The sequence below is a fragment of the Caldivirga sp. MU80 genome, from assembly GCF_001663375.1.
GTDB lineage: Archaea > Thermoproteota > Thermoprotei > Thermoproteales > Thermocladiaceae > Caldivirga.
The window spans coordinates 21,911-48,111 of record NZ_LCTF01000005.1; the positions used below are offsets into that span (position 1 = coordinate 21,911).

Annotated in this window: 27 protein-coding genes and 1 tRNA gene; 16 read left to right on the forward strand and 12 right to left on the reverse strand. The window is 48.5% G+C overall.

Annotation, left to right across the window (positions count from 1 at the left end; all coding sequences use genetic code 11):
• Positions 1–63 precede the first annotated feature (63 nt).
• Complete coding sequence (locus AAX04_RS02215; protein ID WP_066793360.1) at positions 64–1,488, forward strand: APC family permease; 1,425 nt, start codon at positions 64–66, stop codon at positions 1,486–1,488.
• A gap of 36 nt (positions 1,489–1,524) precedes the next feature.
• Here AAX04_RS02215 and AAX04_RS02220 read toward each other — a convergent pair whose 3' ends face one another.
• Positions 1,525–2,265 (reverse strand): 5-deoxy-glucuronate isomerase, encoded by a 741-nt coding sequence (locus AAX04_RS02220; RefSeq protein ID WP_066793367.1) that lies wholly within the window; start codon positions 2,263–2,265, stop codon positions 1,525–1,527.
• Positions 2,266–2,407: 142 nt separating this feature from the next.
• Here AAX04_RS02220 and AAX04_RS11605 point away from each other — a divergent pair, with 142 nt between their 5' ends.
• The gene (locus tag AAX04_RS11605; RefSeq protein WP_084761149.1) at positions 2,408–2,566 is read left to right on the forward strand and encodes a 30S ribosomal protein S14; all 159 of its coding nucleotides are present in this window, start codon (positions 2,408–2,410) and stop codon (positions 2,564–2,566) included.
• Here the strand turns inward: AAX04_RS11605 and AAX04_RS02225 are convergent.
• Positions 2,563–3,432, reverse strand: coding sequence for a lysine exporter LysO family protein (locus AAX04_RS02225; RefSeq protein WP_066793369.1), 870 nt, complete (start codon positions 3,430–3,432; stop codon positions 2,563–2,565). The two genes, AAX04_RS11605 and AAX04_RS02225, sit on opposite strands and share 4 nt — an antisense overlap.
• A gap of 608 nt (positions 3,433–4,040) precedes the next feature.
• On the opposite strand from AAX04_RS02225, the gene AAX04_RS02230 reads away from it, so the two are divergent.
• From AAX04_RS02230 to AAX04_RS02245, 5 genes are all read left to right on the forward strand, one after another.
• Positions 4,041–4,586: a hypothetical protein gene (locus AAX04_RS02230; protein WP_066793371.1), complete on the forward strand. Its 546-nt coding sequence runs from the start codon at positions 4,041–4,043 to the stop codon at positions 4,584–4,586.
• Between the two features lie 271 nt (positions 4,587–4,857).
• Positions 4,858–5,028: a hypothetical protein gene (locus AAX04_RS11805; RefSeq protein ID WP_156519655.1), complete on the forward strand. Its 171-nt coding sequence runs from the start codon at positions 4,858–4,860 to the stop codon at positions 5,026–5,028.
• Positions 5,015–6,145: a zinc ribbon domain-containing protein gene (locus AAX04_RS02235; RefSeq protein ID WP_066793373.1), complete on the forward strand. Its 1,131-nt coding sequence runs from the start codon at positions 5,015–5,017 to the stop codon at positions 6,143–6,145. The genes AAX04_RS11805 and AAX04_RS02235 overlap by 14 nt, the downstream gene beginning before the upstream one ends.
• Before the next feature lie 203 nt (positions 6,146–6,348).
• The gene (locus tag AAX04_RS02240; RefSeq protein ID WP_066793377.1) at positions 6,349–6,846 is read left to right on the forward strand and encodes a hypothetical protein; all 498 of its coding nucleotides are present in this window, start codon (positions 6,349–6,351) and stop codon (positions 6,844–6,846) included.
• Positions 6,847–6,953: 107 nt separating this feature from the next.
• Positions 6,954–7,337, forward strand: coding sequence for a hypothetical protein (locus AAX04_RS02245; protein ID WP_066793380.1), 384 nt, complete (start codon positions 6,954–6,956; stop codon positions 7,335–7,337).
• A 541-nt stretch (positions 7,338–7,878) separates the two neighbouring features.
• Here the strand turns inward: AAX04_RS02245 and AAX04_RS02250 are convergent.
• Positions 7,879–8,916, reverse strand: coding sequence for a hypothetical protein (locus AAX04_RS02250; RefSeq protein ID WP_066793383.1), 1,038 nt, complete (start codon positions 8,914–8,916; stop codon positions 7,879–7,881).
• A 110-nt stretch (positions 8,917–9,026) separates the two neighbouring features.
• A complete protein-coding gene (locus tag AAX04_RS02255; protein ID WP_066793386.1) occupies positions 9,027–9,950 on the reverse strand; it encodes a hypothetical protein in 924 nt (307 codons plus the stop codon).
• 316 nt (positions 9,951–10,266) lie between these two features.
• Between AAX04_RS02255 and AAX04_RS12130 the strand changes: the two genes are divergently transcribed.
• Together AAX04_RS12130 and AAX04_RS02265 are read left to right on the forward strand one after the other, a co-directional pair.
• Positions 10,267–10,809, forward strand: a complete 543-nt coding sequence (locus tag AAX04_RS12130; protein ID WP_066793389.1) for a hypothetical protein — start codon at positions 10,267–10,269, stop codon at positions 10,807–10,809.
• Positions 10,810–10,862: 53 nt separating this feature from the next.
• Complete coding sequence (locus tag AAX04_RS02265) at positions 10,863–11,645, forward strand: hypothetical protein (protein WP_156519657.1); 783 nt, start codon at positions 10,863–10,865, stop codon at positions 11,643–11,645.
• 387 nt (positions 11,646–12,032) lie between these two features.
• On the opposite strand, the gene AAX04_RS02270 is transcribed toward AAX04_RS02265, so the two are convergent.
• Positions 12,033–12,108: transfer RNA gene (locus AAX04_RS02270), tRNA-Gln, on the reverse strand.
• A gap of 239 nt (positions 12,109–12,347) precedes the next feature.
• A complete protein-coding gene (locus AAX04_RS02275; protein ID WP_084761150.1) occupies positions 12,348–13,790 on the reverse strand; it encodes a UbiD family decarboxylase in 1,443 nt (480 codons plus the stop codon).
• 78 nt (positions 13,791–13,868) lie between these two features.
• Between AAX04_RS02275 and AAX04_RS02280 the strand changes: the two genes are divergently transcribed.
• Positions 13,869–14,813, forward strand: a complete 945-nt coding sequence (locus tag AAX04_RS02280; RefSeq protein ID WP_066793394.1) for a prenyltransferase — start codon at positions 13,869–13,871, stop codon at positions 14,811–14,813.
• Positions 14,814–14,919: 106 nt separating this feature from the next.
• Positions 14,920–16,011: a serine hydrolase gene (locus AAX04_RS02285; protein WP_066793396.1), complete on the forward strand. Its 1,092-nt coding sequence runs from the start codon at positions 14,920–14,922 to the stop codon at positions 16,009–16,011.
• Between the two features lie 53 nt (positions 16,012–16,064).
• On the opposite strand, the gene AAX04_RS02290 is transcribed toward AAX04_RS02285, so the two are convergent.
• From AAX04_RS02290 to AAX04_RS02305, 4 genes are all read right to left on the reverse strand, one after another.
• Complete coding sequence (locus AAX04_RS02290; RefSeq protein WP_369818400.1) at positions 16,065–16,328, reverse strand: TRAM domain-containing protein; 264 nt, start codon at positions 16,326–16,328, stop codon at positions 16,065–16,067.
• Positions 16,329–16,462: 134 nt separating this feature from the next.
• The gene (locus AAX04_RS02295; protein WP_066793530.1) at positions 16,463–17,512 is read right to left on the reverse strand and encodes a hydroxymethylglutaryl-CoA synthase; all 1,050 of its coding nucleotides are present in this window, start codon (positions 17,510–17,512) and stop codon (positions 16,463–16,465) included.
• Positions 17,512–17,925 (reverse strand): Zn-ribbon domain-containing OB-fold protein, encoded by a 414-nt coding sequence (locus AAX04_RS02300; RefSeq protein ID WP_066793401.1) that lies wholly within the window; start codon positions 17,923–17,925, stop codon positions 17,512–17,514. Before AAX04_RS02300 ends, AAX04_RS02295 begins: the two co-directional genes overlap by 1 nt.
• Position 17,926: 1 nt before the next feature.
• Positions 17,927–19,069, reverse strand: coding sequence for a hypothetical protein (locus AAX04_RS02305; RefSeq protein ID WP_066793404.1), 1,143 nt, complete (start codon positions 19,067–19,069; stop codon positions 17,927–17,929).
• An 86-nt stretch (positions 19,070–19,155) separates the two neighbouring features.
• Here AAX04_RS02305 and AAX04_RS02310 point away from each other — a divergent pair, with 86 nt between their 5' ends.
• On the forward strand, positions 19,156–19,620 hold the full coding sequence (locus AAX04_RS02310; protein ID WP_066793410.1) for a hypothetical protein: 465 nt from the start codon (positions 19,156–19,158) through the stop codon (positions 19,618–19,620).
• Here AAX04_RS02310 and AAX04_RS02315 read toward each other — a convergent pair.
• Positions 19,607–20,329: a DUF357 domain-containing protein gene (locus AAX04_RS02315; protein WP_066793412.1), complete on the reverse strand. Its 723-nt coding sequence runs from the start codon at positions 20,327–20,329 to the stop codon at positions 19,607–19,609. The genes AAX04_RS02310 and AAX04_RS02315 overlap by 14 nt on opposite strands.
• Before the next feature lie 721 nt (positions 20,330–21,050).
• Positions 21,051–22,940, reverse strand: coding sequence for an ATP-binding protein (locus AAX04_RS02320; RefSeq protein WP_066793414.1), 1,890 nt, complete (start codon positions 22,938–22,940; stop codon positions 21,051–21,053).
• 160 nt (positions 22,941–23,100) lie between these two features.
• Between AAX04_RS02320 and AAX04_RS02325 the strand changes: the two genes are divergently transcribed.
• The 4 genes from AAX04_RS02325 to AAX04_RS02340 all read left to right on the forward strand — a co-directional run bounded on the left by AAX04_RS02325 (position 23,101) and on the right by AAX04_RS02340 (position 26,200).
• Complete coding sequence (locus AAX04_RS02325) at positions 23,101–24,378, forward strand: DNA double-strand break repair nuclease NurA (protein ID WP_066793416.1); 1,278 nt, start codon at positions 23,101–23,103, stop codon at positions 24,376–24,378.
• A 53-nt stretch (positions 24,379–24,431) separates the two neighbouring features.
• Positions 24,432–24,845, forward strand: coding sequence for a secondary thiamine-phosphate synthase enzyme YjbQ (locus AAX04_RS02330; RefSeq protein ID WP_066793418.1), 414 nt, complete (start codon positions 24,432–24,434; stop codon positions 24,843–24,845).
• Positions 24,842–25,738, forward strand: a complete 897-nt coding sequence (locus AAX04_RS02335; RefSeq protein ID WP_066793420.1) for a DUF92 domain-containing protein — start codon at positions 24,842–24,844, stop codon at positions 25,736–25,738. The genes AAX04_RS02330 and AAX04_RS02335 overlap by 4 nt, the downstream gene beginning before the upstream one ends.
• 120 nt (positions 25,739–25,858) lie before the next feature.
• A complete protein-coding gene (locus tag AAX04_RS02340; protein WP_066793425.1) occupies positions 25,859–26,200 on the forward strand; it encodes a hypothetical protein in 342 nt (113 codons plus the stop codon).
• Position 26,201 lies beyond the last annotated feature (1 nt).

Sequence of the window (26,201 nt, forward strand, 5' to 3'; positions counted from 1 at the left end):
TCAACACCTCAGGCTATTAAACGTTTAACAAGGCTTAAGTGACACCGGTTAAAAGGCCTAACCATGGCTAGGCAGGTTAGTGGGGAGTTAAGCAGGGGTGCAACAGGCCTCCTCGGCTCGCTCTACAACTCCTTAGCTGGGCAGGCGCCGGCCTACAGCATTGCAGCTGGGGCTGCGCTTGTAATGGGCCAGGCGTATGCAGCCGCACCCCTAGCCATGCTATTGACGCTACTGGGTGTTTTAACGGTGGTATACTCAATATTCGTAATGGCGCGTAGGTACCCACATGCAGCCAGCTTCTACGCGTACGTAACGAACACGTTAAATTCATGGACAGGCTTCTTCAATGGCGTCGTCTACACCGTGTTTTACAGTATCATTGGTGTTGGTTCAGTGGCCATAGCCTTCGCCTACCTGGGCGCGGAGGGAGTTTATGCTGTTACTGGGTGGTCAATAAACCCACTAATCCTGCTCCCAGTGCCCATGGTATTAGCCCTAGTACCCACTGTGCTTGGCATTAGACCAAGCATTAAGACTGAAATAACTTTAACTAGCATTGAAGTTGCAATGCTTCTGGTATTCGTTGCATTATCCATCACGGCCAACGTGAGTAAACTTTCCCCATTACCATTCACTGTGCAGGGGACATTACAAACAAGCCCCAGTGGAATCCTAGCGGCATTGTCGGGTGGGTTGGTGTTCGCCATAACGTACTTCATGGGTTTTGAGGTTAGTACACAAATTTCCGAAGAGGTTAGAGACCCCAGGAGGAGTGTACCAACGGGCACGCTCTGGGCTACGGTAATCATGGGGCTCCTCTACATACTCGTCACATACGCCATAATACTCGATGTCGGCTACTCTCAATCAGCTATCAGCAACTTTGTAAGTGAGGCCGAGGGCATGGGTCCGAATCCCGTTTACACGTTAATCGGTCATTACCTGGGTAAACCCGGCCTCATACTATTCGCCGTAAGTGTGTTGTTCAGTGTGTTTGGGTGTTACCTAGCCACCTTGAATGCAACGGCTAGGATGCTTTACGGCATGGCTAGGGATGGGTTGTTACCTGCCTGGCTGGCGGAGACCCACCCAAGGTTTAGGAGCCCACATAATGCCCTTTACCTAAGCACTGGGGTTGCCGTAGCCACCATGGTACTTGCATACCTAGCCTCATACCTAAGTGGTTACTATAAGCCGATTGAGTTAACGTACAATGCAATGGAGTATGCGTACGCCATTGACTCGCTGTATTACGTGCTCAGCCTACTACTGATAGCGGCTGGTGCACTCAGGGTTACGTCATGGCTTGGTAAGGTTGCAATAGCCATTGGAGCTGCGTTACTTGCCATGACGCTGTACTACTCGGTGACAAACATTGTTTACCTGTACATACTACTTGCATCAATAGTATTGGTAATAGCCATAGAGTTAACGATATTGAGGAGTAGGTTAAGGGGAATTAAGGCAACCACATGCCCATACTGCTAACTAAGGACCTGCCATACGCCCCAGCAAAACCTGCCTTTAACCCCTTAATCTCAGGTGGGTTTGACCCATTGGCAGATTGCTGTATAGTGGATGCATGTTAACTGAGAGAGTCCTCTGGCCCCTTGGGGCAGCTATGACCCAAGCATAGTTAACGCTGTTTATGGTTGAGGCCACGTTGGGGTGGTAGCCCCTCCTTATCAACACAACGTCGAAGTCGTGAACCACGTAGGCCTCCTCCTCATCCTCACTTAGCACAAGTTGAACGGCGAAACCTGGGTCAATGCCGTAGAATATGTAGGCCTCGGGTTTGCCATCATGCCTATGTGGTGGGTATGAGGTCCAGTTGCCAGTAGCCCCCTCAGTGTACCCCATTAGGAATGAGTAAGCCGAATCCCCCTCACCAATCATTGTGTAAACCCTCCTCTCATATGGTGGCACACCAGACACTACTGGTCTAACAGTCTCCCTCCGCTTAACGTAAAACTCACCCCCACCCTCAGCCCAGGACTCGGCTAGGTAGGCTATAGTGTTTGGCTCAAGCTCAACACTGACGCTCATGCCCCTTGGCAGGTAGGCCACGTCGAAACTACCCATGGAAACACCATTAACCCTCATCGAGCCCCTTAGAGCGAAGAGGAGGGCCTCACCATTAGCCGCGTTAGCCGTGCTCACCACACGCCTACTAGTGGCTATTGAACTTAACTTGAAGTACCCATCCTCAAAAACCCTAACCCACTCATCATCCACCTTATGGTAGTCCCTGTACCTAACGTGCATGGTTAAAGACCAGTGCTAACCCCCTAATAAAGGTTGAATAGGATTAGTGCAACCACCTCAAGGGCAGTCCCCCAACCAGGTTTAACCGGAGTCAACCCAACCATTAGGGTAATGTTTTTATTTGGTTTTGTTTTGTGGTTTTGTGGGTCGTGGTGTTGTTGTTAGGGGGTTTGGGAGGGGGAGTTTGAGGTGTGTTAGGTGTGGTACTCATGAGGCCGTGATAAGGAGATACGGACTAATGCTATGCAGAAGATGCTTCAGAGAAGTAGCACCACAACTAGGATTCAAAAAATACTACTAAATGGTTAAGACAAGGGGCACTACGATTGGAACCACCACGGTAAGCAGTAGGCCATTTGATATTGAGGCCACTGAGTAATCCCTACCCAACACCGACACGTAGACGGGCAGGGTATCATCCATCGTGGTAGCCCCACCTACGCTTATCAATGCCTCAGGGCTACCTGGCATGAAGGGTACCACCACGTACGTCAACTGTTCCCTAAGGAAGTTGGTTAGGAAGGCAAGAAGCCCGTAGTATGGCCCAGCGTAAAGGGCAACTGTGGGGCCTGTGAAGGTGTACCAACCCATGCCAAGGGCCACCGCCAGTGATACATTCAACCCAACACCCAGTAACCGTGAAAGCGCCAACCCGGTTAATGAGCTGCCGATTAGGGCCGCTAAACTTGCCATTAACCCAACCCTCCCACCGGCTGCAATTGACCTGAGGGTAATTACCCTACCCGTTGATAAGCCAACCACGGAGGCAAGTACCATCAACTCTGGTTCAACGGCATTGCCGACTATGGGTATGCGTGTAAACGCCCCCACTACCCAACCAACCACGAGGGTTAGTATGAATACCAACGGCGCCCTACCCCTAGCCACAGCCCTACCCCGACCCCACCCCCTGCTGATTAACATGCCTACGGCGTAGGTTACCAGCACTATGGCTATGGAGTAAGCCAGGGAGTAGGCCACAAGTCTGGTGACCTTGCTTAGGCTCGTTAATTCACCGCCACCCCACATGCTTATGGTGAATATCAGGGCTAGTACAGTGGGCGTAAGTAGCTTATTAGCAGCCTTACCAACACTAGGCGGCAGTATCCTTCCGGCTATCATCGCCAGGGCGAAGACTATTATGAATAGGAAACCGGCAATGTACATCCAACCACCCAGTAGTCAAAGCAATAGGCTACATTCAACCGGTTAGGCATGCACAGTACCGTTAGGGTGTATGTGTACTCCATTAAGTGGGTGGACACCCCTAGGGTTTTACTTAATTACCCTTCGTTGGTAAATTGTCTGCTTGGTTAGGATTCATCAACCATCAGCCCGAATCCCCTCACCACGTCAATTAAGCGGTAGCCCAACCCCTAATAAGGCTTACAGAAACTCTCTAAGGAGTAGAAGGGCTTAAATACTTGCATGCTCTCAGGCTTATACTGAACGAAGTCTCCCTAAAGGGAGTAAAAGTAATATTAACACTGCCGAGGCCACTAGGGGGTCTGCCATATTGGAAACTCCCTAAAGGGAGTGGAAGGTTGGCGGAGTTGATGTGGGCATTGATGTCAAGCAGTTGGTTAACGTGGTGGCGAATGCCCTAACTAGGTGTGTAACGTAAAGCTAATAGACGTGGTGAAGAAGGTCTTCAATGCCTTAAAGTAACGCCACGCTACTACGCCAGATAATAAGTATATACTATGCCTAATTCCACGTGTATATAATTAAGTTTATAAATATCCTAAGGTAAAAGTAAATTAGGGGTGGGGTAGGTGGGTGGCTGCATCAGCGCCAGGGAGGTTGCTAAAATGGTTAGGGACGCTAAGGTTAGGGTAGTTGTGGCGAGTCCAAGTCTTGGTCTCACTATGATGGGTTACCTGATTGAGGCTGCTGGGCGCGGTGTGGATGTTAAAGTCATCACAAGGCCAACCATTGTTAGGGGTAAGGTTCTTCCAACTATTATTGATCCTAAGGCTCTTAAGCTCTCTAAGAGGGATTCGCTAATCTACTTTGCATTACTCATAATCATCATGGTTGCCAGTTACTTAATGCACCTCCCATCATCATTAGTATTATTCATGGGTCTTGCATTAGCAATCGGCTTTATGATGTACATGTTTAGGGAGTTCATAGCCTATACCCTCAAGCTGAAGCCACGCGGATTCACGCTGGACACGCTTGACTTCGTTCACAGGAACACTGCACGCGCAGCGGCATTAGCAATACTCCTCGTAACAGCCATAGGCGGCTTTATCATATGGGCAGGCTTCCTGTTCGGCATTCCACTGGTTACCTGGCTTATAGTGGGCTTCGGCTAGGATGCTGTGGTAGAAGAGGGATAGGTGTGCCCCGTTCCCCTCATGCCTGCGTTCCTAATCACCAGTCATCCCTTGTCGGGACTTTGCCCCCATTCTCGGGGTGTCATCTTTTCACAGCCCACGGGGCAGGGACTGAACCCGCCCCATCACCGGCACTTTACCTCCGGAAGCGGGACAAGACCTAAGTAAAGGGCTTACTTATAAACTTTTCGCAGAAATTATCTTAAAAGGAGACGAAAGGCTTATAAAGTTCGGTTCTATAGTGTCAATGATGCCGGAGGCAATTTACTTCAAGGGCAAGGTAGTGATTGGGAAGAGGATTGGTAATAAGGTCTACGCAAGGATTGACGTGTATCTTGATGAGGGCGGAAAGGAGCTCGCAAAGTACATCGGCAAGGAAATTGCTGGGATAGCGGTGGTGATTGAGGATGAAGACTCATAGGACAATACTCATTAAGTTACCCAAGGATAAATGTGATGTTGATTACATAAGGAGGTTGATGGCTTTGGCGAACCTAGCCTACCGTGGCTTTGAAGTCTGGGCACCAGATCTTCCAAAAACAATACAGTACCAACTCTATGGTTCTTTCAAGAACTACATGGGAAGTCTGGTCTTTGGAACTACACCAAAGAGGTGGTTTGCAAGGGCGTGGGTACCGCTGAAGACAGTAAGAGTTTATGCTGATAGCTCTATGAAGGGTGATAAGAGCGCACCAGTGGTTCTCGACTTCGAGAGTAGTGTTATTAGATTGCGCCAAGTTTGTAGGGATGAACTTGGATATTCTATCGAAGTCCAGATGCCCAAATGGGTTGTTGAGCGGGTTAGGGAGGGTGGTGATGTTAAGTATGCCATGATTGGTTTAAGAGATGATGAGCCCTACCTAGCTTTGGTCGCTGAGCGCGAGGTGGAGCCTTATCAACCCAGTGGGTATATCCTAGCCATTGATATTAACTCTTGGAGTCACGGCATCGCATGGGGCCTCTTGAGGAGTGGTAGGATTGTATCGTTCAAGCAAGAAGGACTCAACCCACAGAGAATCGTATCTCTCTATAATCAAGCAGTGAAGCGAGAAAAGAAGGTAGGGCGATTAAAGAGACTCGGATTGGAAGATACATTAAATGCTAAGAGGGCTGGGAGGTTGGTTAGGAGGCTTAGGAGTCGTGCGTATAGGCTCATTAGGGCTGAGGCGGTTTTCCTAGCTAGGAAGCTCACTAAGAAAGCCCTCAGGTACAAGGCAATGGTGGTTATTGATGATGTTGATTGGGAAAGCTTGAGGGAACTCCTCACAAGGAAGTATGGAGGGAAGGTTGGTAAGTTGCTTTTATCGGGGCTCAAGAGGTTCGTGAAGTTATTAGTCACTCAGTTACAGTGGTACGGCGTACCATATGAGTTCAGGAGACTGTATAGCAAGAAGTGCCCAAGGTGCGGGCACAAACTAACACAACAAAAAGGAAGAACCATGGTTTGCGAAAACTGTGGGTTCAAAGCACCAAGGGACGAGGTACCCATATACTGGGCATTGAAGGCCATGCCCGGAGCCTCGGCGGGCCTAACCTAGATGGAAGCCCCATGCCGTTGGGCTCAACAACCACCCATGAACCCACAAGAATACCCAAAACCCTATGGACAAGGTGGAAGTCCTAGGTGCAACAAATAAACATAAACAAACGAGAACAAACACCTAGGGACAAACGGGAGGTAGGTAGAGGTTTTCACATTTATGCATCAGTTTTATAAGGCATTTCTTCACTAAAGGGTGGTGTGAGTAGGCTTGCCCAATTAGCCTTCGTGATTAAGGAGTTGGGTGTTAGGGCTAGTGAGGTCCTTAGTGATGGTGATGATGGCCTTGAGGCTAGGGTTAGGATTCAAAAGGTTGTTTACTTTCTTAAGCGGTTAGGCTTTGATATTGGTTATGAATTTGACCTCTATTACCATGGACCGTACTCGTCTGCCCTCGCCGATGATTACTATTTACTGGCGGGGCGTGGTGATGAGGAGATAAATGGATTAGCAACTCTTTGTGAAGGGGGTAAGGTTTGTAATGGCGAAATGGGTAGGCTCATTAATGAGCTCAATAAGTGGGACACGACAGCACTTGAAGTTGCGGCAACACTTGCTGACTTACTCGAAAGCCCTGACTTCAAGGGAGACCTAAATGGAGCAATTGAACATGTGAAGTTCTTGAAGCCTTGGATAGAGGATGGTAATGTCGAGGATGCGTTAAGACTACTTAGAAGCTTAGGCATACTTAAAGCCTAGGTGTTTTGCGTGAATTGTATTCATGTGGACGCAAACATATTACTAAACCCAAGGATCTTACGCAGTTTATTACAGGTTTATTACAGAGGTGCCGTAATAGTGGGTACGTGATTAAAATATCTCCATTCACATTGACAGAATTCATTAGTAAATACGGAGAACACGTAAGACTGTCAAGGCAGGCATTATACATGCCCAATGATCCACTCAATATACTTCTCAATGGTATAGCTGAGGGTTTGATAGATATATTCGTGATTAAAGATGAGAAACTGGGTGATTTCATAAGTTACATTAATGAATTAAGAAGTGAAGTTGCATGGCTTCATTCAATGGACATATTAATATTGGCATCAGCGTTAATTGATGAGGAGTGTAATGGGCTCATAACCCTCGACTCTAGAATGATTAAGTCTAGAAAAATCGGGAAGATACTCCATAAGGCTAAAAAGCACTTATATGATGAGGAATTAAAAAGATTAAACACTTAAAAATACATAGGAATGAGTCATTGACCAATCCTTAAATCCAGTTAATACATTAGTTCCGTTGCTTACTTAGAGCTTTTTCAGCACGCCAATCCTCATTGATTAGATAGGGAGTATGGGGCAGATTAATCAATAACCATATTTAATGTTGACACAAAGACTAGGTGATAACTATACTAATAATATTTTTAATACCTCATTTTAAGGTCTTGAAGAACATGTATGCACCTAATTATCATAATATGATGTTAATTATACATCATTAATTCTATATTCTCTCCCTAATCCTTATATTCTCTATTATTCTCTATATTCTCTTTTCTCATTCCTAAAGGCAATGGCAAAAATTGATAATACATATAAGGCGAAATGAACATACAAGCTAAAGTAGTAACAACTAATTACAAACTTATGTAAAAATTCAAATCTTTGACGTGGGAAATTAAGATGGGGCACTTAAAGTATGCTTTAGGGTTTGTCTCTAAATTGTGTAAATGTCTTCACTTAATTTAAGATACCTTGTGTTTAATATGATTTAGTGCATTTAGTGTGATGTGGGTGGTGTTGGTATGTTTGGTGTTGTTGGTTTGAATGTTATTGTTATGTTCATGGTTACGGATGTGAATTGACCTGATAGGATATTGCTTATGACTAGGTAGTAGCCGTCATTAGCCAACTGGGCTGTGTTTAACATTACCGTTGTGTTGAAGCTTGTTGAGTTACCACCATAGTAGTAGGCTGGGCCTGTGAAATTAACCGCCTGCTGTGCATTTAAATTCTTAAAGTAGTTGAATTGGTCCGGCGTAAATATGAATAATTTAACTTGGCTTGATGCCTGTACGTTAATGTTCAACTCCACGTATGTGCCATTGGTGATGGTAGCCAGGTTATATTGGATTGGTAGGTAGATGTACTCATTGGGACCCATGAGTAATGGCAGAGAGAGAAGTGATGAGTTAGTTGAGCTTACGGTGAACGTGATAGGTCCACTACACCAATTGCTCAATTCCAGGACTAACCACGTCATGTTTTCAAGCTTCACAGAGCATCCCTGGGATTGGAAGTATTGGGGTATGTTTATGTTTGGACCAGGTATCTCGGTGACTGGGCAGTAACCCTCTATTACATAAGTTGGGGCATAACCAATGTAGTAGCCGTAGTAGGCGAAGTCACCATCCATGAGCCCACCCCAGTGTAGGGGTGCATTACTAATCATGTACTGCACGAAACCACTTGGGGTGTATCCGCTTGGGAACAATACCTCCTCACCCACGGATAAGAAGCCCTGATACTGATCAAGATACTCGTAGAAGTCTTCATTAAACCCATAGTGGCTTATTGAAGGGTTCTGGGACATAGCCTCAAACCTAATGTAGGCGAAGTTACTCAACCATGGACAATACTGGAGTGGTGACGCGTTCCTAGAACTCAGTATTGGAAGTGGTGGAAGTTGTATTAAACCCTTAGAAGTTTCATTCTTACTGGAAACCCTATACTGGTTAACAATGCTTATAAATTGGGAGACCCACGAGGAATCAATACCACCTTGCTCTGACCCAGAACCCTGAACCTGACTTTGCATTTCAGAGATAGTGCTGGTGGTATTTATTGAATGAGCCTGTGGCGTTACGTTATTGAGCTTTAGGGTATGGATAATTGCGAATGCGACGAGCATAGTGAACACCATCATAACTATGATCCTATAATCTTGCCGCGTGATCTATGGGTTTGTAGCTTAACTGGCTCGGTGTAATACTTGGGCGTAGGCGTTTCTGGTTCAGGTGTTGGCTCAGGTATTAGGATTGGCCCCGGTGTCTCTTCGCTCTCCCTGTCTTTGCTTATTTGAATTACATTTGGGAATATTTTCATTAGAATGTCCTTAACCTCGCTGCTTAGTCCGTGTAGGTATGCTTTGCGTATTGAGTACCTGTCTATGCCCAGGTCCTCAAGCTCAGTGATCATTAGCTTGGTTATGTTGTCCTCAAGGTCTCTGCAACCCCTCTCCCCACCTTCCCTTAGCATTGTGCCTATTATTGACCCAACCCTACTCACGATTTGCCAGTCCTCAAAACCTGATTTACCAATCCTCCTGAACTCCCTCTTAAACTCCTCAAGTTCAAAACAACCCTCAGGGAAGCAACTCTTAAACTCACCACACGACCACTTAACACCAGTATTACCCCAAATGGCTCTACACATTGAGTAACACCTATTAAGCTCAGGGGCATTATCACCATAATACCTAACACAATCCCTCATACAATCAGCAAGCTCATCGGTAAACTGCCCCTCCGCAACCTCACCCTTAGCCTCACTCTTGGCTTCACCTACAGTTGATGCCAGCTTAGTGGGCCTAGTGGTCATATTCCTGTAATACTCTTCGCAATACCTAGATAAATCATCAACATTCCCCACTAATCTAGCGCAGTAATCCTTAAACCTAACCATAGTCTCATAATCATTAATGCTCATTAACCTGCCTTGAACCATTGCATCAATTATTCTACCAAACTGGTCAATGCAATCCCTGTAACACCCAGCCCTGGCTGGAGAACCAGCCCTATTGTAATCCTCACACTTATGCAAACAATCAATCAACCAAACATGGTAAGCCATAGTAAACCACCTTAACAGTCACAATCCGTATAATCAACATAACTGCAATACAAGGAAACACAACCATAATGTAATTTGCACCCAAGGGTGCTTATAAGCATTATACTGCTTAGGAATTTAAACCAAAACCATTTAATCACTATAATTTACACACCAGTTGCCATTCAGGCCACGGTTAATCGGTTAACAGCCAGCAGTTAAGAGGTATACGTGAGACACCTCTCTTTAGTTATACCTAGAACTAGTAAGGATACTTTGTTTAAGTATTATTGATGTGCTTTCGAAATATTTAAAAGTTAAGCAAAGAGTGACGGACATGAGCAGTCAGCCTAGCCCTAGTAGTGAGCTTTTGAATTATATAAGGATGGCTAGGCGTGGCGTATTAATTATGCTCTATATTATCCCTGTTAATATCTTACTGCTTCTAATTTTCATTACCTTAGTAGCTCTTACAGAAAATCCGTTACTATCGTTATTATATTATCTCCTTGATGCAATAATAGTACTATTCATGGTTATTTACGGTGCACATCTGCAGCAGAGAGGTATTAGGGGTATTGGATGGTCTTACAATAACTCCACGTTGATTAAGGATACTGGGTCGTTATTTTGGTACTGGGTCATTTACGCAGTGATACCGTTATTTGGGTTAATATTCCTTGGGTTTAAAATAGCTGATATAGCTGAGGACCTCTATAACATGTTCAACATTAAGGAGTTTAATACGGCAATATCTAGGTGGGAATGGTCAGCATACTTAGCAATAGTGTTTGGTATAGGTTACATTATCGCAGTATTCGCAATGTACAATACGTATAAGGGCCTTGACAAGGCACTGAAATCGGTAACGCTACAATAATTAACTAATTCCATTACCTTACGTGCTTTTAAACCCTAAGGCACATGTTAAACATGGCTCAACCTCAACAACCTCAGGAGGATCCACTGGCTTTATTTAAAGAGCAGTTGAGGAAGTTGGTGGAAGGGGCTAAGCCTATTCAGTGTCCTACTGGTGTGGTGTTCACTGTCTATGGTTCATTCTTCACTGCGCACTACCAATGTGATGAACTTGCTGATTTCATTGCCAGTGGTCTTCATCCGTCTACACGGGTGTCTATGCACATTGCCTGGAGGCTTTCATTAGGCATCCTCAGGCGTAGGCATGGGGAGGGTGCATTCACCCTAATCCCACCTGGCTTACTTTATGCACTTAATGAGAAGGGTGATGAAGCATCCTTTACCCTTGGCTTCGGTAGGCCGTTTAGCAGCGGCTTCACGCAATTCTTCACAGCATTCCCCCTCGTATTTGCCTTGCATGGGATTGAGAGGGATTGGTTCTACACCATTAACATGAAGGACATCTACACTTTTTACATCACCTTGAACATTAATGATAATGAGGACGTGTACTACTTCACATTCGGCTTAACCGATGACTTGAGGGATGAATCTAAAGCACCCTTGGCAAGTCTATTCCGTAAAGATAAAATTACTTCATACACTGGCTTAACCGAAACCAGGTTCATGAGTACTGACTTCGGCTTAAACCCAATTCACATTGAGCAGGAGATTACAGTCATATCACACTTCATAGCTGAGGCAATCTCCCACGGCAGGTTTTCATCATGGGTGCATAAGGACACATGCACAGGCAGAACACGCATTCAAGTCTACACCCCACTACAGGTTAAATAACAGACAACACAAATAACCCTAATAATAATGTACAATCAGATACTTCAAAATTTATTTAATTTCAGAACTTTCCTCTACATTTCACCACACCTTTGCAGTATCCTTAGTCATTATACGAAGCATTAGCCTATTAGGGGCAGGGACATTAAGCAGTGCGTTAATTAGCCGTTACCTTACGTCGCATAGAGTAATGATAACCTAACATATGATGGATTGTTAAGCAGCATTAAGTGGCTCAATAATTCTAAGGTGTATATAAGGTAATGGCTTAGTGAATTACTTGAGTTATTATGTGTAGGGTCTTTGTTACCTTAAATTAGATTTTAAACCCTGGTTCACTACTTCATGTTTTATACTCATTAACAGATTGGAAAAAAGAATCTTTTCTGGTAGCCGGGCCCGGATTCGAACCGGGGTCAGTGGGTCCAGAGCCCACCATCCTTGGCCGCTAGACGACCCGGCTCAAAACATTAGGCAAACCAGAATTTAAAAACACTACCCAATGTAACCGATGATTATAGTTAATTTTCACCATTCATGGCGGATTGCAGTACTGCGTGGGATCTCATGGCGGTGGATTCACAGGGCCCAGCTTTACTAGGGTATTTAGTAGTCTCCGTATAGGAGTAACTACCAAGACCCCTCAGAGTGAAAGCCCAGCTTGCAGGGCGAGGGGGTCATATCCAGCAACTTGGGTTGTCCTTAAGCCTTATTGGCCTTTGTGTTCCTGTACCTGGATAATATAGCGTTAACCAGTTTCTCAGCTGCCTCCTCAACCTCCCGTGGTGCCTTGGCCTCTTCTGGGTATTCCTTGCCTTCGTACTCGCCTGGTAGTTTTCTTGTTGCGTCTAGGCCTAGTTTGCTGCCTAGGCCTGGTGTTGGGGTTGATGGGTCCAGTTCCTCGGTTGGGTAGTCTGGCATTACCACCACGTCCCTCTGTGGGTTTAGGTTTGAGGCTATGGCGTAGACAACCTCCCCCAAGTCCCTCACGTTGACGCCACTATCAACCACAACCACCACCTTGTTGTAGACTGGTAGCAACCCCCATAGGGCCGTCATAACCCTCCTGGCTTGGCCTGGGTACCTCTTCCTGATTGAAACTATTGTCCAGTACCCCACCCCCTCCGGGGGCATGTAGACGTCTTCGATTTCAGGTATTAGCTGCCTTAGGAGGGGTTTCATGACTTCAATCCCGAATTTAATTATGTTCCCATCCTCAAGCACAGGCTTACCTGTTACGGTTACTGGGATTACTGGGTCTTCCCTTGAGTAGATTGCAGTTACCTTGACCACTGGGTATTCCTTGACTATTGAGTAGTAGCCCACGTGGTCCCCGAAGGGGCCCTCCTTAACGTACTCCCCCGTTAACCTACCCTCAATCACCAGTTCCGCGTTGGCTGGGTAGTTGAGGTTCACCGTGGAGCCCTTAACCAACTCAACCCCCTCACCCCTAACCACGCCTGTTAGAAGCAACTTATCCAGTGGGTGCGGTACGGGTACACCCGCCATTAGCATTGTGACTGGGTCTGGGCCAAAGACCACTGCTACCTCGGTTTCACCCTCCTCTGCGTATTGGACGCTCCTCCTCCAAGGCATCCAGTGCATTATGAACCTATCCCTCCCAATGACCTGAAGTCTGTAGTAGCCGAAGTTAGTGATACCGCCACGCCTAATTATGGATACACCGAAGGTTAGGAACCTGCCGGGCTCAAGGGACCACTGCCTAATGGCCGGTAACTTGCCTAGGTCAATCTCCCTCCACTCAACCTCCTTAACCGGGGCATTCCTAATTGTCCTTGGGAAGTACCTTGAGGCATCCCTCAACTCGCCGAGGGCCTTAACGGCATCGATGAGACCTGTGGGAGGTTTAACGTTAAGTAGATCAATCACTCTCTCAGACGCCTTACTCGGCTCAACGCCGCCCAGGGCTAGGAGGACCCTCTCCCAGGTGCCGAATAGGTTACCCACGGCCGGTAATGTACCCTCCTTAGTCCTCTCAATAAGCAACGCCGGCCCACCCCTATACATCATGTTCCTTAGTAATGCAGGTAACTCCAAGTCAACGCTAACCGGCTCACTTAACCTAACCAACTCACCCCTCCCCTCCAATTCACCTAGGTAACCCCTCAGGTCCTTGAACACCATTAACGGTTAATCGGCTTGGCTTATTTAAGCCCGGCGCCGAGCTCAAGTTTTAAATGCGGTGGTCTGTGGCTTGGTGCGATGAGGATTAGCGATTTGAGGCCTTGGCTGGTTTCATTTAGCCCAACGACCCTGACCAGTGCCTTCTCCTCAGTTACCCTTGGCACGGCCCTGGCCTGGTACCTGAATGGAATCTTTAAGCCCATCATATACGTGATTACCCTATTAGCCATAATGCTTGCCCAGGCCGGGGTTAACCTGGTCCACGATTACGTGGACTACAGCACTGGGGTTGATGTGCTTTATAGGGCCAGTGGCTTCGCCCATAGGCCCAACCCCATAATTGACCTCGGTTTAAACCCACGTAGCGTTAGGCTGGTGGGCTACATCTTCATCTCCATAACAATAGCCGCTGGCGTCTACCTGGCCATTGTGGTTGGCCTCCCAGTCCTAATACTGGGCTTGGCTGGGATCCTGATCGGCATTGGGTACAGTGAGGCACCCCTTAAACTCCACTATAGGGGGCTTGGTGAGGCCTTCGCTGCATTGGCCATGGGCCCCTTGGTCACGTGGGGATCCTACATAGTGCAAACCAGCATATACCTAAACCCAGCACCATTGCTCGTGGGTACATCGAATGGTTTATTCACATTACTCATACTCCTAGGCTCCGGGGCCCTTGAACTGGATGCCTCGAGGAGGGTTGGTAAGTTAACCCTGGTCCTCCTGCTTGGCCTAAGGAGGGTTAGGTACCTGGTGTATGGAGTTATTGCCTCAATCTACGTGGCCCTGGTCTCCTCGGCGCTCCTCGGCTACATACCCTACGTATCCCTGGTCTCCCTAGTCCTAATACCGAGGACCCTTAGGTTAGCTGGGCCACTGTTGAGTGGGGATGAGGGGGAGGTTAGGAGGAGGTGGAGGGAGTTGAGGAAGCTTTGGGCTGGGCCCTTCAGCGTAAGGCTAGTCATACTTGCCATACTGGTCGCCTCAATGATACTGGTTAGGCTGATACCCTGGATCCCTTAAAAATAGGCGCCAGCGTAAAAACCCCAGTGATGAGTGAGCTCCGTACTGCAACGTGATGAAGTTAAACCAACTGAACCACTTATTAACCTAAGCCAGCCCAGCCACCATGGACTGCGTGGAGGGTGTTAGGGGGTTGCTTAGGGGCCTTGTTAAGGATGCTTACCCAGGCGCATCACTGGTTGTTATGGCTAATGGGGAGGTTATAATGGATTTAACCGTCGGCTACGCCCAGCTGAAGCCAGTTGAGAGGGAGTTGAGGGGTGGCATGCTGTTTGACTTAGCATCACTAACGAAGGCCCTCTCAACCTCAATAATAGTGATGAGGCTCGTGGAGAGGGGGGTTATCCACCTCACCCAGAGGGTGAGTGACGTAATCCCCGAGTTCTCAACCACAAACGCAGGCTTCAGTGAGGTTAAGGATAAGGTTAGGGTTTGGATGCTCCTCTCACACACCTCAGGGCTGCCGGCCTGGCTACCCCTCTACAAGTCCGCGTCCAGTAGGGATGATGTTATTAGGCAGGCCTTAACGGCGTTCCCAGTTTACGAACCAGGCTCAAGGGTCGTCTACAGTGACTTAAACTACATAGTGTTAACTGCATTGGTGGAGAAACTAACGGGCCAGCGCATAGACTCGGTATTCAATGAAATGATTGCCGAACCCCTCAGCCTAGAGAGGACGCTCTACAACCCGTTAACGAGGTTCAGTAGGGATGATGTAGTGGCCACGGAGTACGTTAATGAGGCTAACGACGCCTTGGTGGGTATAGTCCACGATGAGAACGCCAGGGCTATGGGAGGTGTCTCTGGGCATGCAGGATTATTTGCAACGGCCGAGGAGGCGGCTGGGATAGGGAACGCCCTCCTCGAGTCATACAGGGATGGGGTATTCCTATCGAGGCCGAGTGTCAGGTCAATGTGGACTCCCTGGGCCTGTGGTGAATCATGCTATGGGTTAGGGTGGCAGGTGTACAGGAGGGGTGTCACAACCAGTGGTGGGGATTTACTAACTGATGGTAAGGCCTTTGGGCACACCGGCTTCACAGGCACTTCAATTTGGATAGACACGGAACTCAACCTAGTCGTAACGCTATTCACGAATAGGGTTCACCCAACTAGGGATAATAGGAGGATTGACTATGCAAGGCCGGTTATACACAATGCCGTAGTGTCGTGTGCCGACAAGTTGATTTACCGTTAAAGGACCGTCGATAAAACCTGTTTAGTACAGTTTTTAAATAGGTTAAAGACTAACTACTCCTCCTCAAACTCCTCCTGCGTCGACTCCCCAGGCTGGGCCTCCTCCTGGCTTGTGGAGGCTGCTTGAGTTGACTCACCTGCTCCCGTGGCCAGTTCAGCCACGGCGAAGGATGGGCCAACCCTCGTTATCTTAACCTTAACCTTATCGCCTGGCTTAGTGTTTGGCACGAAGATGATGAAGCCCCTTATCTTAGCGACCCCATCACCCCTCTTAGAAACCTCCGTCACCTCAACATCAACGACGTCACCCACCTTCACTGGCTTTGGACCACGGCCCCTTCGCCTGGGCCTTCCCCTATACGTTCCGGATCCTGTTGACGTTCGTATCGCCAGCTAGGCAGCCGCTAATCCCTTTAATAAACATTTCGTTGGTATATTGATCCAGCCTTAACCTAACCGTGGATCATCCTTATTATCCTCCTGTACTTTAAGTATAGGGAGTAGTCTATGTAGACCTTATCCTCAAGCATCTCACCCACCGTCCTGGCTAACTTAACCCTACTAGGCAGTAGGTCAGTGGTCTCTATGTAGAAGGCGTTTGAGCCAGCCCCACTGCCGAAGGTCACGACGAGTATCCTAGACCCCGGCTTAGCCTCCTCAAGGACCTTGGCTAGGCCCAGTAGGGCTGAGGCATTGTAGGTGTTCCCAATCAAATCAACGACTATACCCGGTTTAACCTTCTCCAGCGGGAACCCAAGCATCTGGGCTACCCTAACTGGGAACCTGGCGTTGGGTTGGTGGAAGATTGCGTAGTCGAAGTCATTGGGCTTCATACCAAGCTCCTCCATTAACCCCTTGGCGGCGCCTATTATGTGCCTAAAGTAGGCTGGCTCCCCAGTGAAGCCCTCCCCATGCACTGGGTAAGGTGAGCCATCCCTCCTCCAGAAGTCGGGTGTGTCTGAGGCGAATGGGTAAGTGTGCTTTATCTCAGCCACTAGGTTAGTTGAGCCTATGATGTACGCCACGGCGCCAGTACCCACCGTGTACTCAAGGTGTTCACCTGGTTCGCCCTGTGATGAGTCGGTGCCCACCGCTATGCCGTACTTTATCAGGCCTGACTTAACAAGCCCCATTAGGTTGACTATGGCGTCCGAGCCAGCCTTACAGGCGAACTCCATGTCAACGGAGTAGACCTGCCTCTTAAGGTTAAGGGCATCTATTAATATTGATGATATTGGCTTAACGGCGTAGGGTTTAGACTCAGTACCAGCAAACACGGCTCCAACCTCACTGGGTGCTATACCGGCCCTGGTTAAGGCATCCCTAGACGCCTCAACAGCCATGGTGACCGGGTCCTCGTCGATGTAGCCCACGGCCTTCTCCTCAACTAGGTACATGTCCCTTATCCTAAGCGCATCGTCACCCCAGGCCTCGGCTATCTCACGGGTCTTAATCCTGTACCTGGGTATGTAGGCACCCCAGCCAACTATGCCCACCGCCATTACCAACACCCCTTAACTGGCCTTAACTTGAAGCCGTAATAAATTATGCCGTAGTCGCTGTCCTCCTTAACCCTCCTAAACACAACCTCAACCTCAGCCCCCTCACCGAGCTTATCTGGGTTGGGGCAGTCCACAAGTTGCCCAAACACCCTGACTCCCCCAAGGTCAGCTATGCCGAAGGCGAGTGGCCTCTGCTTCTCGAAGTCAGACGTAACGCTCCTAAGCACCGTGTACTCTATTAACTTACCCCTCCTCGGTAGTTCATACTCGTCGAATTCCCTTGACCCACATTCACACACTGCCCTGGGTGGGAAGTAAACCCTGCCGCACTTCCTACATTTAACAGCGGTTAACCTGTAGTACTGGGGTATCTTCCTCCAGTACTTGGGTACTGACAGGTTCTGGTCAACCATATTACTTCACCACCCTCAGCGTGAACACCACGCTTTCCTGATCCACGCCAACCATATCCTCCACCATTGCCGATTCAGCGTTTAAACCGTTGAATGGTTTATCACCCCTAAGCTGCATAACCACGCCGGCCATTTGGTAAACTCCTGATGCACCCATTGAGTTGCCCACGGCCTTCAACCCACCATCAAGGTTAACCATAACCCTGCCACCCTGGTCGAAGTAACCCTCGTTAAGTAGCCTAAGGGCGCTCCCCCTCTTACATAGGCCAAGTGCCTCAAGGGCCAGTACACCGAATATACTGTACGTGTCGTGCACGCTAACTACACCGTTGAAATTTTCCAACGGTCCCACCGCCTTAGCAGCCTCCACCACTGATGACAAGACCGTGTAGTCGTTCCTTGAGGCGAAGTAGGAGTTTGAAGCCCCAAAGCCATAGTTAATTACGCCGATGGCTAAGTCATTGGGGTTTGGCTTGCTGCATAGGACCAGCGCCGCGGCGCCGTCCACGAAGGGGGAGACGTCGTATAGCCTTAGGGGGTCGGCTACAAGCTCGGAGTCGAGTACGTCCTTAAGCTTAGCGGCCCTCTTAAAGTATGCGTACGGGTTCTTGGCACCCCTCTCATGCATCTTAATGGCCCATGTTGCTAAGTCCTCGTACTTGTACTCGTAGCTCCTCATGTACTGCTTAGCCATTATTGCCGCTAAGGCTACTGGCGTGGCCCCGAAGTAGGCCTCGTAGTCAGAGTCGAGGAGGTATGAGGCGTACTTGTTCTGCTTAAGTGAAATGACCTCGTGTGGCTTATCGACACCAACCACTAGCATGCACCCGTTTCCCGCTGATGCGAGGTGGTTTAGGGCCGTCATGATTGCGAAGCCACCTGACCCATCACCATTCTCAATCCTTATTGATGGGATATTCCTGAGCCCAGCATAGTCCCTCAGCACGTTTCCTATGGCCAACTGCTCCCCGGTTAACTCAGATAGGGCTGAGGCCACGTAAATCGCCTTAATGTCCGGGTTACCAGCGGCCTCAAGGGCCTTTAGGGCTACTTCAGCGAAGAGCTCCCTGTAACCCTTATCGTAATACCTGCCTGGGGGAGTGATGGCGAATCCATTTATGTAGCCTAATGCCGAATTATGCATCGACTCACCCCACACCTGAAGCTTAATAAATATTGCACACCAGCGCCCAGCGTGATGGTTTTAACCCCACACCCCGGGGTGATACCATGGCCAGCATGCTTAGGTTCATGATTGGGAGGAGCTTGGTCCTCGGTGACGCCGAGCCAGCCCTAATGGCCCCATCAATATACGTTGCTGAGGAGGTTAGCAATGCTAAGGTTAAGAACGCCGTGCTTGAGGTGGGCGGTGACGTTATACTGTCAAGTTACGTTAAGCTCCCGGTTAGGGATAAGTCGATTGATTCAGGCATACTCAACCTGGCGGGCGGTCTCGGCGATATAGTTGCGATAATGCGTGAGTTGATTAGGGTTAGTAGGTTAACTGTAGTTATTGCGGGTTGGCAGCCTGATAAGGGTTGGTCAACTACACCCATGTTCACCAGTGAGTTAAGTGTCATTAGGAATAAGGTTAGGGCTGTGGCGTCTGCATTCCCACATGATGAGCTGGAGTTAAGCGATAAGTACATCTACGTGCTTTACCTTAACACTCAGGGTAATGCTAGTGGTTATTGAGCGTTGAGGCCAATTCACTGGACATGCCTATTATCCTCCTTATTATGCTAGATGTGCTGCATAGGCTACAGTTAACGAGCCTACTCATCCTAACCACCTCAGCGTCAACACCCCTACTCCTAAGGGCCCTCCTAACCTCCTCCTCACTGAAGGGTTGGTTTGGGCCGAGCAGCACCAGGTCGGGCTTCTCCTCCTCCACGACCCTAAACATGTCATCTGGGTAACCCACCCTGGCCTTTGTGACGTACTCTATGGCGCCCAGCACCTTAACCCTCTGCTCAGCCGGTATAATGGGCTCCCTACCCTTAACCCTCCTAACACTTTCATCAGTGGACACCACGGCGACCACCCTACCGAGGCTCCACGCATACCTTAGGTACTCTATGTGGCCTGGGTGGATTATGTCGAAGGTGCCCGCCACGAAGACCTTCCTCTCTGCTGACTTAGCCAAATCACTGGGCTTCATCCACCTAATGTCCCTCAGCTTCAGTACCCTTAAGGCATCCAGCAACCCCTCGGCGTAGGATATGGTAGCCAGGGCAGTCTCATAGTCACCCACCTTGAGGTAGTGCTTAGTGTCCTTCAGGTAAGCCTCAGCCAACTCCACAACCTCCCCAACATCCCCACCCAAACCCTGCCCTCTCAATTGCTCAAGGGCCTGCTCAACATTCCTAACATACACCATAACCCTACCAGCCAAATCAGTCATCAGCAGCCTAATGAACTATAGGTTAAAAATACTTACGATAAGTGAAACACCACAGCAACCCTAGGATTCTAGCGTATTATAAGTAGCAGGCATCCTACATCTGATACTGGTTGAATGAACAATCCCTGCTACACCTAATTTACTGGTCAAGAGACTTAACATCCTTAAACCCTATACCCACTAGCAATTACAGGATAAATAACCTAATAGCAACTACATGCATTTTAACTGTTTAAATTGCATGTTTCATGCGTTTCTGCCATTTGGTTCATGCTTCTTCGTGTTCATTTGTTTCATCATTGTTTTGCATGTTTCATGCAATTCACCCATTTTGCATTGGATTTAAAACCATTGGAACACTATTTCAATTCCTCCATCACCTTTCGATTGGAACAACCATTCAATCCCACCATCAAAACCATCGGAACAAGAATGAACCATACAATGAGCTCTGAAACCCTGTTCTAATGGCAAACATTTAAAATAAACCACAAAACTTAAAAACCCAAATAAAGCCAGAGCAACCAGAAGATCTCAAAAGAGAATTGAAGGACATTTCTCAGTGAGGCCTCATAGAAATTAACACTTTGTAACACGAGGATCTCAAAGGAGAATTAAAAGGGCAACCACTGGCCTATAGTACTCGTCAGTCATTGGATTGGCGTGAAGATCTGAAAAGAGAATTAAAAGCTCAAAAAGGCAGCTAAGGAGGCGGTTCAAGTCATCCTTTCAATGAGGATCTCGAAGGGGGAATTGAAGGTTTGAGTAGTAGGGCTACGACGTGTTCGCAGGGCTTGGCCTGTCTCTTGCATTTGCTGCAGCTCCAGGTACCGTTCCTTAAGTCAACTTCAACCCTGGCCCCGTTGACGTAGCCCCTGATTATTGAGCCCTCCATGGATTCGCCGGTGACCTTATCCAGCAGTAGCTTAGCCCTCTCAATTGTTAGTCTGGGTATTGTTAACCCCATTATTTTGCTTAACTTGGCCTCGTAGTCACTATCCTTAACCCCCCAGTACTTGTCGAGGTTAATGTCACCCCCACCGTACTCAAGCACCCTATTCCTAAGCCTAACCACTATGGGCACCTGCCCACCAACCATGGGCCCCATCATCAGTGACTCACCCACGTTAAGCGATGCCAGTATTCTATCCAGGTTACCGTTCATCAACTCCCCAGCCTCAAGTAAAGCCTCCCTATCCTTGGGGTTAACAATCTTAAGCAGTGCGTAGTTTTGGACCTGGCTAAGTATGTCTGGGTCTATCTTAGATGGCCTCTGGGTTATTAGGATTAGGAATACGCCGAACTTCCTACCCTCCATGGCTATCCTGGAGAGCACACTATACGTCAACGTCCTCCTACCGTTACCCGGGGCAAACCTATGTGCCTCCTCAACAACAATGACGACTGGGTAGGGGTACTTGGGGCCAGGTAGCCTCCTAACGTAGTTTATCCTAGCCTTAAGCACCCTGTTTAGTATGCTGTAGGCCACGTGGTCCTGGACTGAGTCATCGAGCCCAGCCAGGTTTACTATTGATGCGTGCCTAGCCTTAAGGAGTTTAAGCAGTGGCGTGTTTAATGGGGCGTAGACCCTAAGCCTCCTAAGCCTCCTAACGTACCTCTTAGCGGCCAGGGCTGCGTGGCGGCCTTGGGATTGTGAGGCTAGTTCATTTAAATCGGAGAGCACGGACTTAAGTTTATCGAAGTACCTGTTCCCGCTTAGGTCGCTGGTCGGGTACTTGGTTCCAAACAGCCTTTGAAGCATCGCCACCTGTACAGTGTGCCCAGAGGCCACTTGGGAGAGTAGCCTCTCCATGTTCCTCAAGGTGGCTAGCTTAGGGTCCCCATAGGCCTTGGCGGCCAGTTTAATGCACGTGTGGGCTAGCGTGAAGGCCTCCCTAACCCTAACGGCCTTATCATCAATACCGGATACCGAGGCCACGTGGTCAGGGTCGGCGGCCATTAAGCCAACCCTATACATGAAGTCGCCCATGTGTTGCTTGGAAAGCCTAAACACCGTTATGCCTGCACCACCCAGCTTATCAATGGACTCCTTAGCCTTAACGTACTCGCCGTGTGGATCCAGGATTAGGACCGTAGCCCCCAGTTTGAGCAACTCCTCAATTATCAATACACTGAGCCAGGTCTTACCGTTGCCGGTTGCCCCTATTATAGCCATATGCCTATTAATGGCCCTCTCGTTTAGGCATACCTTAACGTCCTGCAGGCTGGATAAGTAACCAATGCATAACCTACCCCTCAACCCTAGGTAGGACCTGACCAGGTCTGGGTTAGCCCTATAGACTGGGGTTGATACTGGGGGTGGTGCCTCGGGTAGCCTCAACACATCCCCAGCCTTCTTACCGATGACAAGTAGCTTAATTAGGATAGTCTCCACGGGCTTAATACCATCATTAAACACCACCGGGGCCAGTGAGTCGCTGACCCTGTACAACTCACGGCTTATGTCAACGACCTGGGCCAGTATCCTCGAATCCCCTTGGTCGTAGTAAACGTAGTCGAAGAGCCTTATTTCATCGGCATACCTTGGGTTAGCTATCATCGTTAACTCATCCACGCCGTTATTGCCAATCACGTAGCCAATAGGCTCCATTCGAATGAAACAGCCTTAAAGGTGTTATTAAGCATTGTTAGTAAGTAATGTTAAGAATTCCCTATAAGTTTAATACCTTTAGGTATCGGGTTTACGGGATATAACACTAATACTTTAAGCCAACACAGAAGGTTGAAATAACCCAAAGCATGGTTATGCCATGCCTGACTTATTCATGGACCTGCTCATTAGGGAATTGAACTCCATATCAAGTGAGATGAAGAGTGCTGAGGGTAGGTTAAACGGCCTTGAGGGGGTTATCGACGGGCTCTGGATTAACATTAACCCCAGTGGCTCCTTTAGGAATGCCGTCGCCGTTGACGGTGGGTTACAGGAGGTTAAGTTGGCTAACGGCCACCTGCTCAGTATGGCTAGGGCCATAGCCGTGAATAACATGGGCATGGAGCCCATTAGGGTGGTTAAGGTTGCATTATTCCCAGAGTCGTCACCAGGCGGTATCCTGACAATGAGCACGCTTGAGGTTAAGGCAGCCCTAGAGGCCATTAACAGGTACGGTGGGTTAAGGTACGTACTCATGGATGGCTCCCTCTTCGTCAAGCTACTTGAGGCCCTACGAGTCCTACTGCTGGGTAGGAGTATTGGGGAGGTTTACGCAATACCCGAGGCCGTTGAATTCCTAAACATAACCTCAAGCCTACTCACCGAGGTCTCCAGGAGGGGTGTTAGGTTAATCTTCGTTAGCAAGGACACTAACCTGAGGGTGTATAAGGAGTACGCTATACTGCGTGAATTAGCCAAGAGTAGTGTTAGTCAGGTTAGTGAATTAGCCAGTGAGGGCTTGAACTACTACTCCGTTACCTGGTCCAGGAGGCTGAGGCTACGCTTCTTCAACCTAATGAGGAGGCTGAGCGGTACTAGGGAGGCATCGTTAATGGGCCTACTCCTCAACCAATCAGTAAGCGACATAACGCTCCTAGCATCGTCAACTAGGAGGGTGGGGATTAGCCATGGGATGGTTAAGCCTATGGTCTTGAGCGGTGGTTTAAGCCCATGGCTAAGTGAGTTGAGTGACGACGAATTGGTTAGGATGGTTAAGAGGAAGCTTAACGATTCCCTAACCCTGAGGGGGGTTGAGCCCAGCCTAGACCCATCGGTACTGTTTAACCTACCTCAAGTGGCCTTAACCTACGTCTCAGCCTCCATGGATGACTCACCAATGTTGGTTGAGGTACCCATTAGGGGTGAGGGATTCCTAAAGAGGCCGAGGTTCAGGGAATTGAACGATACCAGTGTCCTAACTGAAGTGGCTGGGCTAATGCTCGGCGACTACGTTGACCCGGTTAGGTACAATGGGTTATTAACCCTGGCCCACGTCTATGCCAATTTCACTGTTGGTCAACTGGGCGAGTACATCGCCATGCTTCAGGATAGGCTTGGCTTAAGGTTCTCTAGGAGACTTGGCCTAGCGGTGCTTTAGAATTTAGGTGAAATGGGAACATTTAAAACTAGGTGTTAGCCGTAACAGCTTCAATGAAGTTCTTCGTTAAGGAGCTTGACTACAGTACTAGGAGCCGCGTTGAGGTCATTGACATAACGAGTGATGTTGAGGGTGTGGTGAGGGAGAGTGGGGTTAGGAATGGGATTGTGCTTGTCTTCGCACCCCACGCCACAGCAGCCGTGGTGCTTAATGAGGCTGAGGAGGGGTTGATGAGGGATATCGTTAACAAGATCCTTGAATTGTTCCCAAGGGAGGGTAACTACGCCCACAACCTAATTGACGACAACGCCAACTCGCACCTCGCAAGTGCCTTCCTGGGGCAGGGCAAGGATATACCACTCGTCAATGGCTCCATGGTTAGGGGTACTTGGCAGAACATCCTCCTCATTGAGCTTGATGGGCCTAGGGCCAGGAGGAGGGTTGTGGTTGAGGTGATTGGCGAATGAACACATACGACATACTTATAATGTACCTGGTGGCCGGCTTACTGGCATCGGTTGCGTTAAGCGTACTGGCTATTAGGGCTAAGGTGATTAGGAGGGGTGCAATGCCCCAGTCTGTGATGGTTGGGACCCTGGTGACCCTTTCAGGGTTTCCCTCAGTCCTACTCTTCATACTATTCCTAGCCTACACAACCCTAGTCACTAGGCTCGGTAAGGAGCGTAAGGTTAAGCTAGGCGTCGCCGATGATGTGGAGGGTAGGAAGGCTAATCAAGTGGTGGCCGTTGGCTTCACCCCAGCTGTGATGGCCATGGCCAGCTCAATTATGTATGCGGTTGGGTTAACCGAGGCGTCTGGGGTATTCCTGGCATCATATGTTGCGTCGTTGGCAGCTGCATCAGCGGACACGTGGGCCAGTGAAATCGGCGTCCTGTCCAGGGGTAGGCCAATACTGTTCACAATGCCCAGGGCTAGGGTTTCACCAGGCACGTCAGGCGCAGTGACGCCGCTGGGTGAGTTAAGCTCATTGGCCGGCTCAGCCTCGGTGGCCTTAACCTACCTAGCCCTAACCAGGGTCTTCAACACCTCACCCCTCTGGGTTAAGTTCAACTGGGGTTCGCTTAACCCATCGATACAACTGGTTCTACTTATAATTGCACTAGGCTACGTGGGTGAGGTCATGGATAGCGTAATAGGCGCCTTAACTCAACCCAAGTACTACTGCGATAGGTGTGGTGTGGTGACTGAGCATGAGGTCCACACCTGCGGTGAGAGGACTAGGTTAATCTATGACCCAAGGGTTAAGTTAAGTAACGAGGCTGTTAACCTACTTGAGAGCCTAATAGCGGCAGTACTGGCAATAGTAATAACCCTATCATTCAGCCGCTTATTAACTTAATTAACCAGCCCAAGCTGCCTTAACGCGTATATTCAGGAGTCATACTCCTGAGTATTCAGGACTAGATAACGTATACTCAGTGAACCATACCTTGTTAAATAACCCAACCCAGGTTTAGTTATGGTTCAAGAACACGTGAGCTACCCATCGGACTTCAGGGAGATTGAGAGGTGGGTTAGTGAGGCCCTGTATAGGTCGATAAATAGGGCCATGGGCACATGCGTGAGCTTCACACCTAAGACGCTCCTTGAGTACATTAACAGGGAGAATGTCATACCCGTGGTGTTGACGCTGGTTAAGCATATTCTTGAGGAGCTTTATAAACACGGGCTGATTGAGAAGGATCAGAGCAGGAGCATAATTAGGTATAGGGTGTGCAGCAACAGCCCCCTTTGGACGCTGGCTAAGGATAGCCAAGACCCTTCGAAAATACTGACCCTGCTCATGACGATAGTTGAGTAGG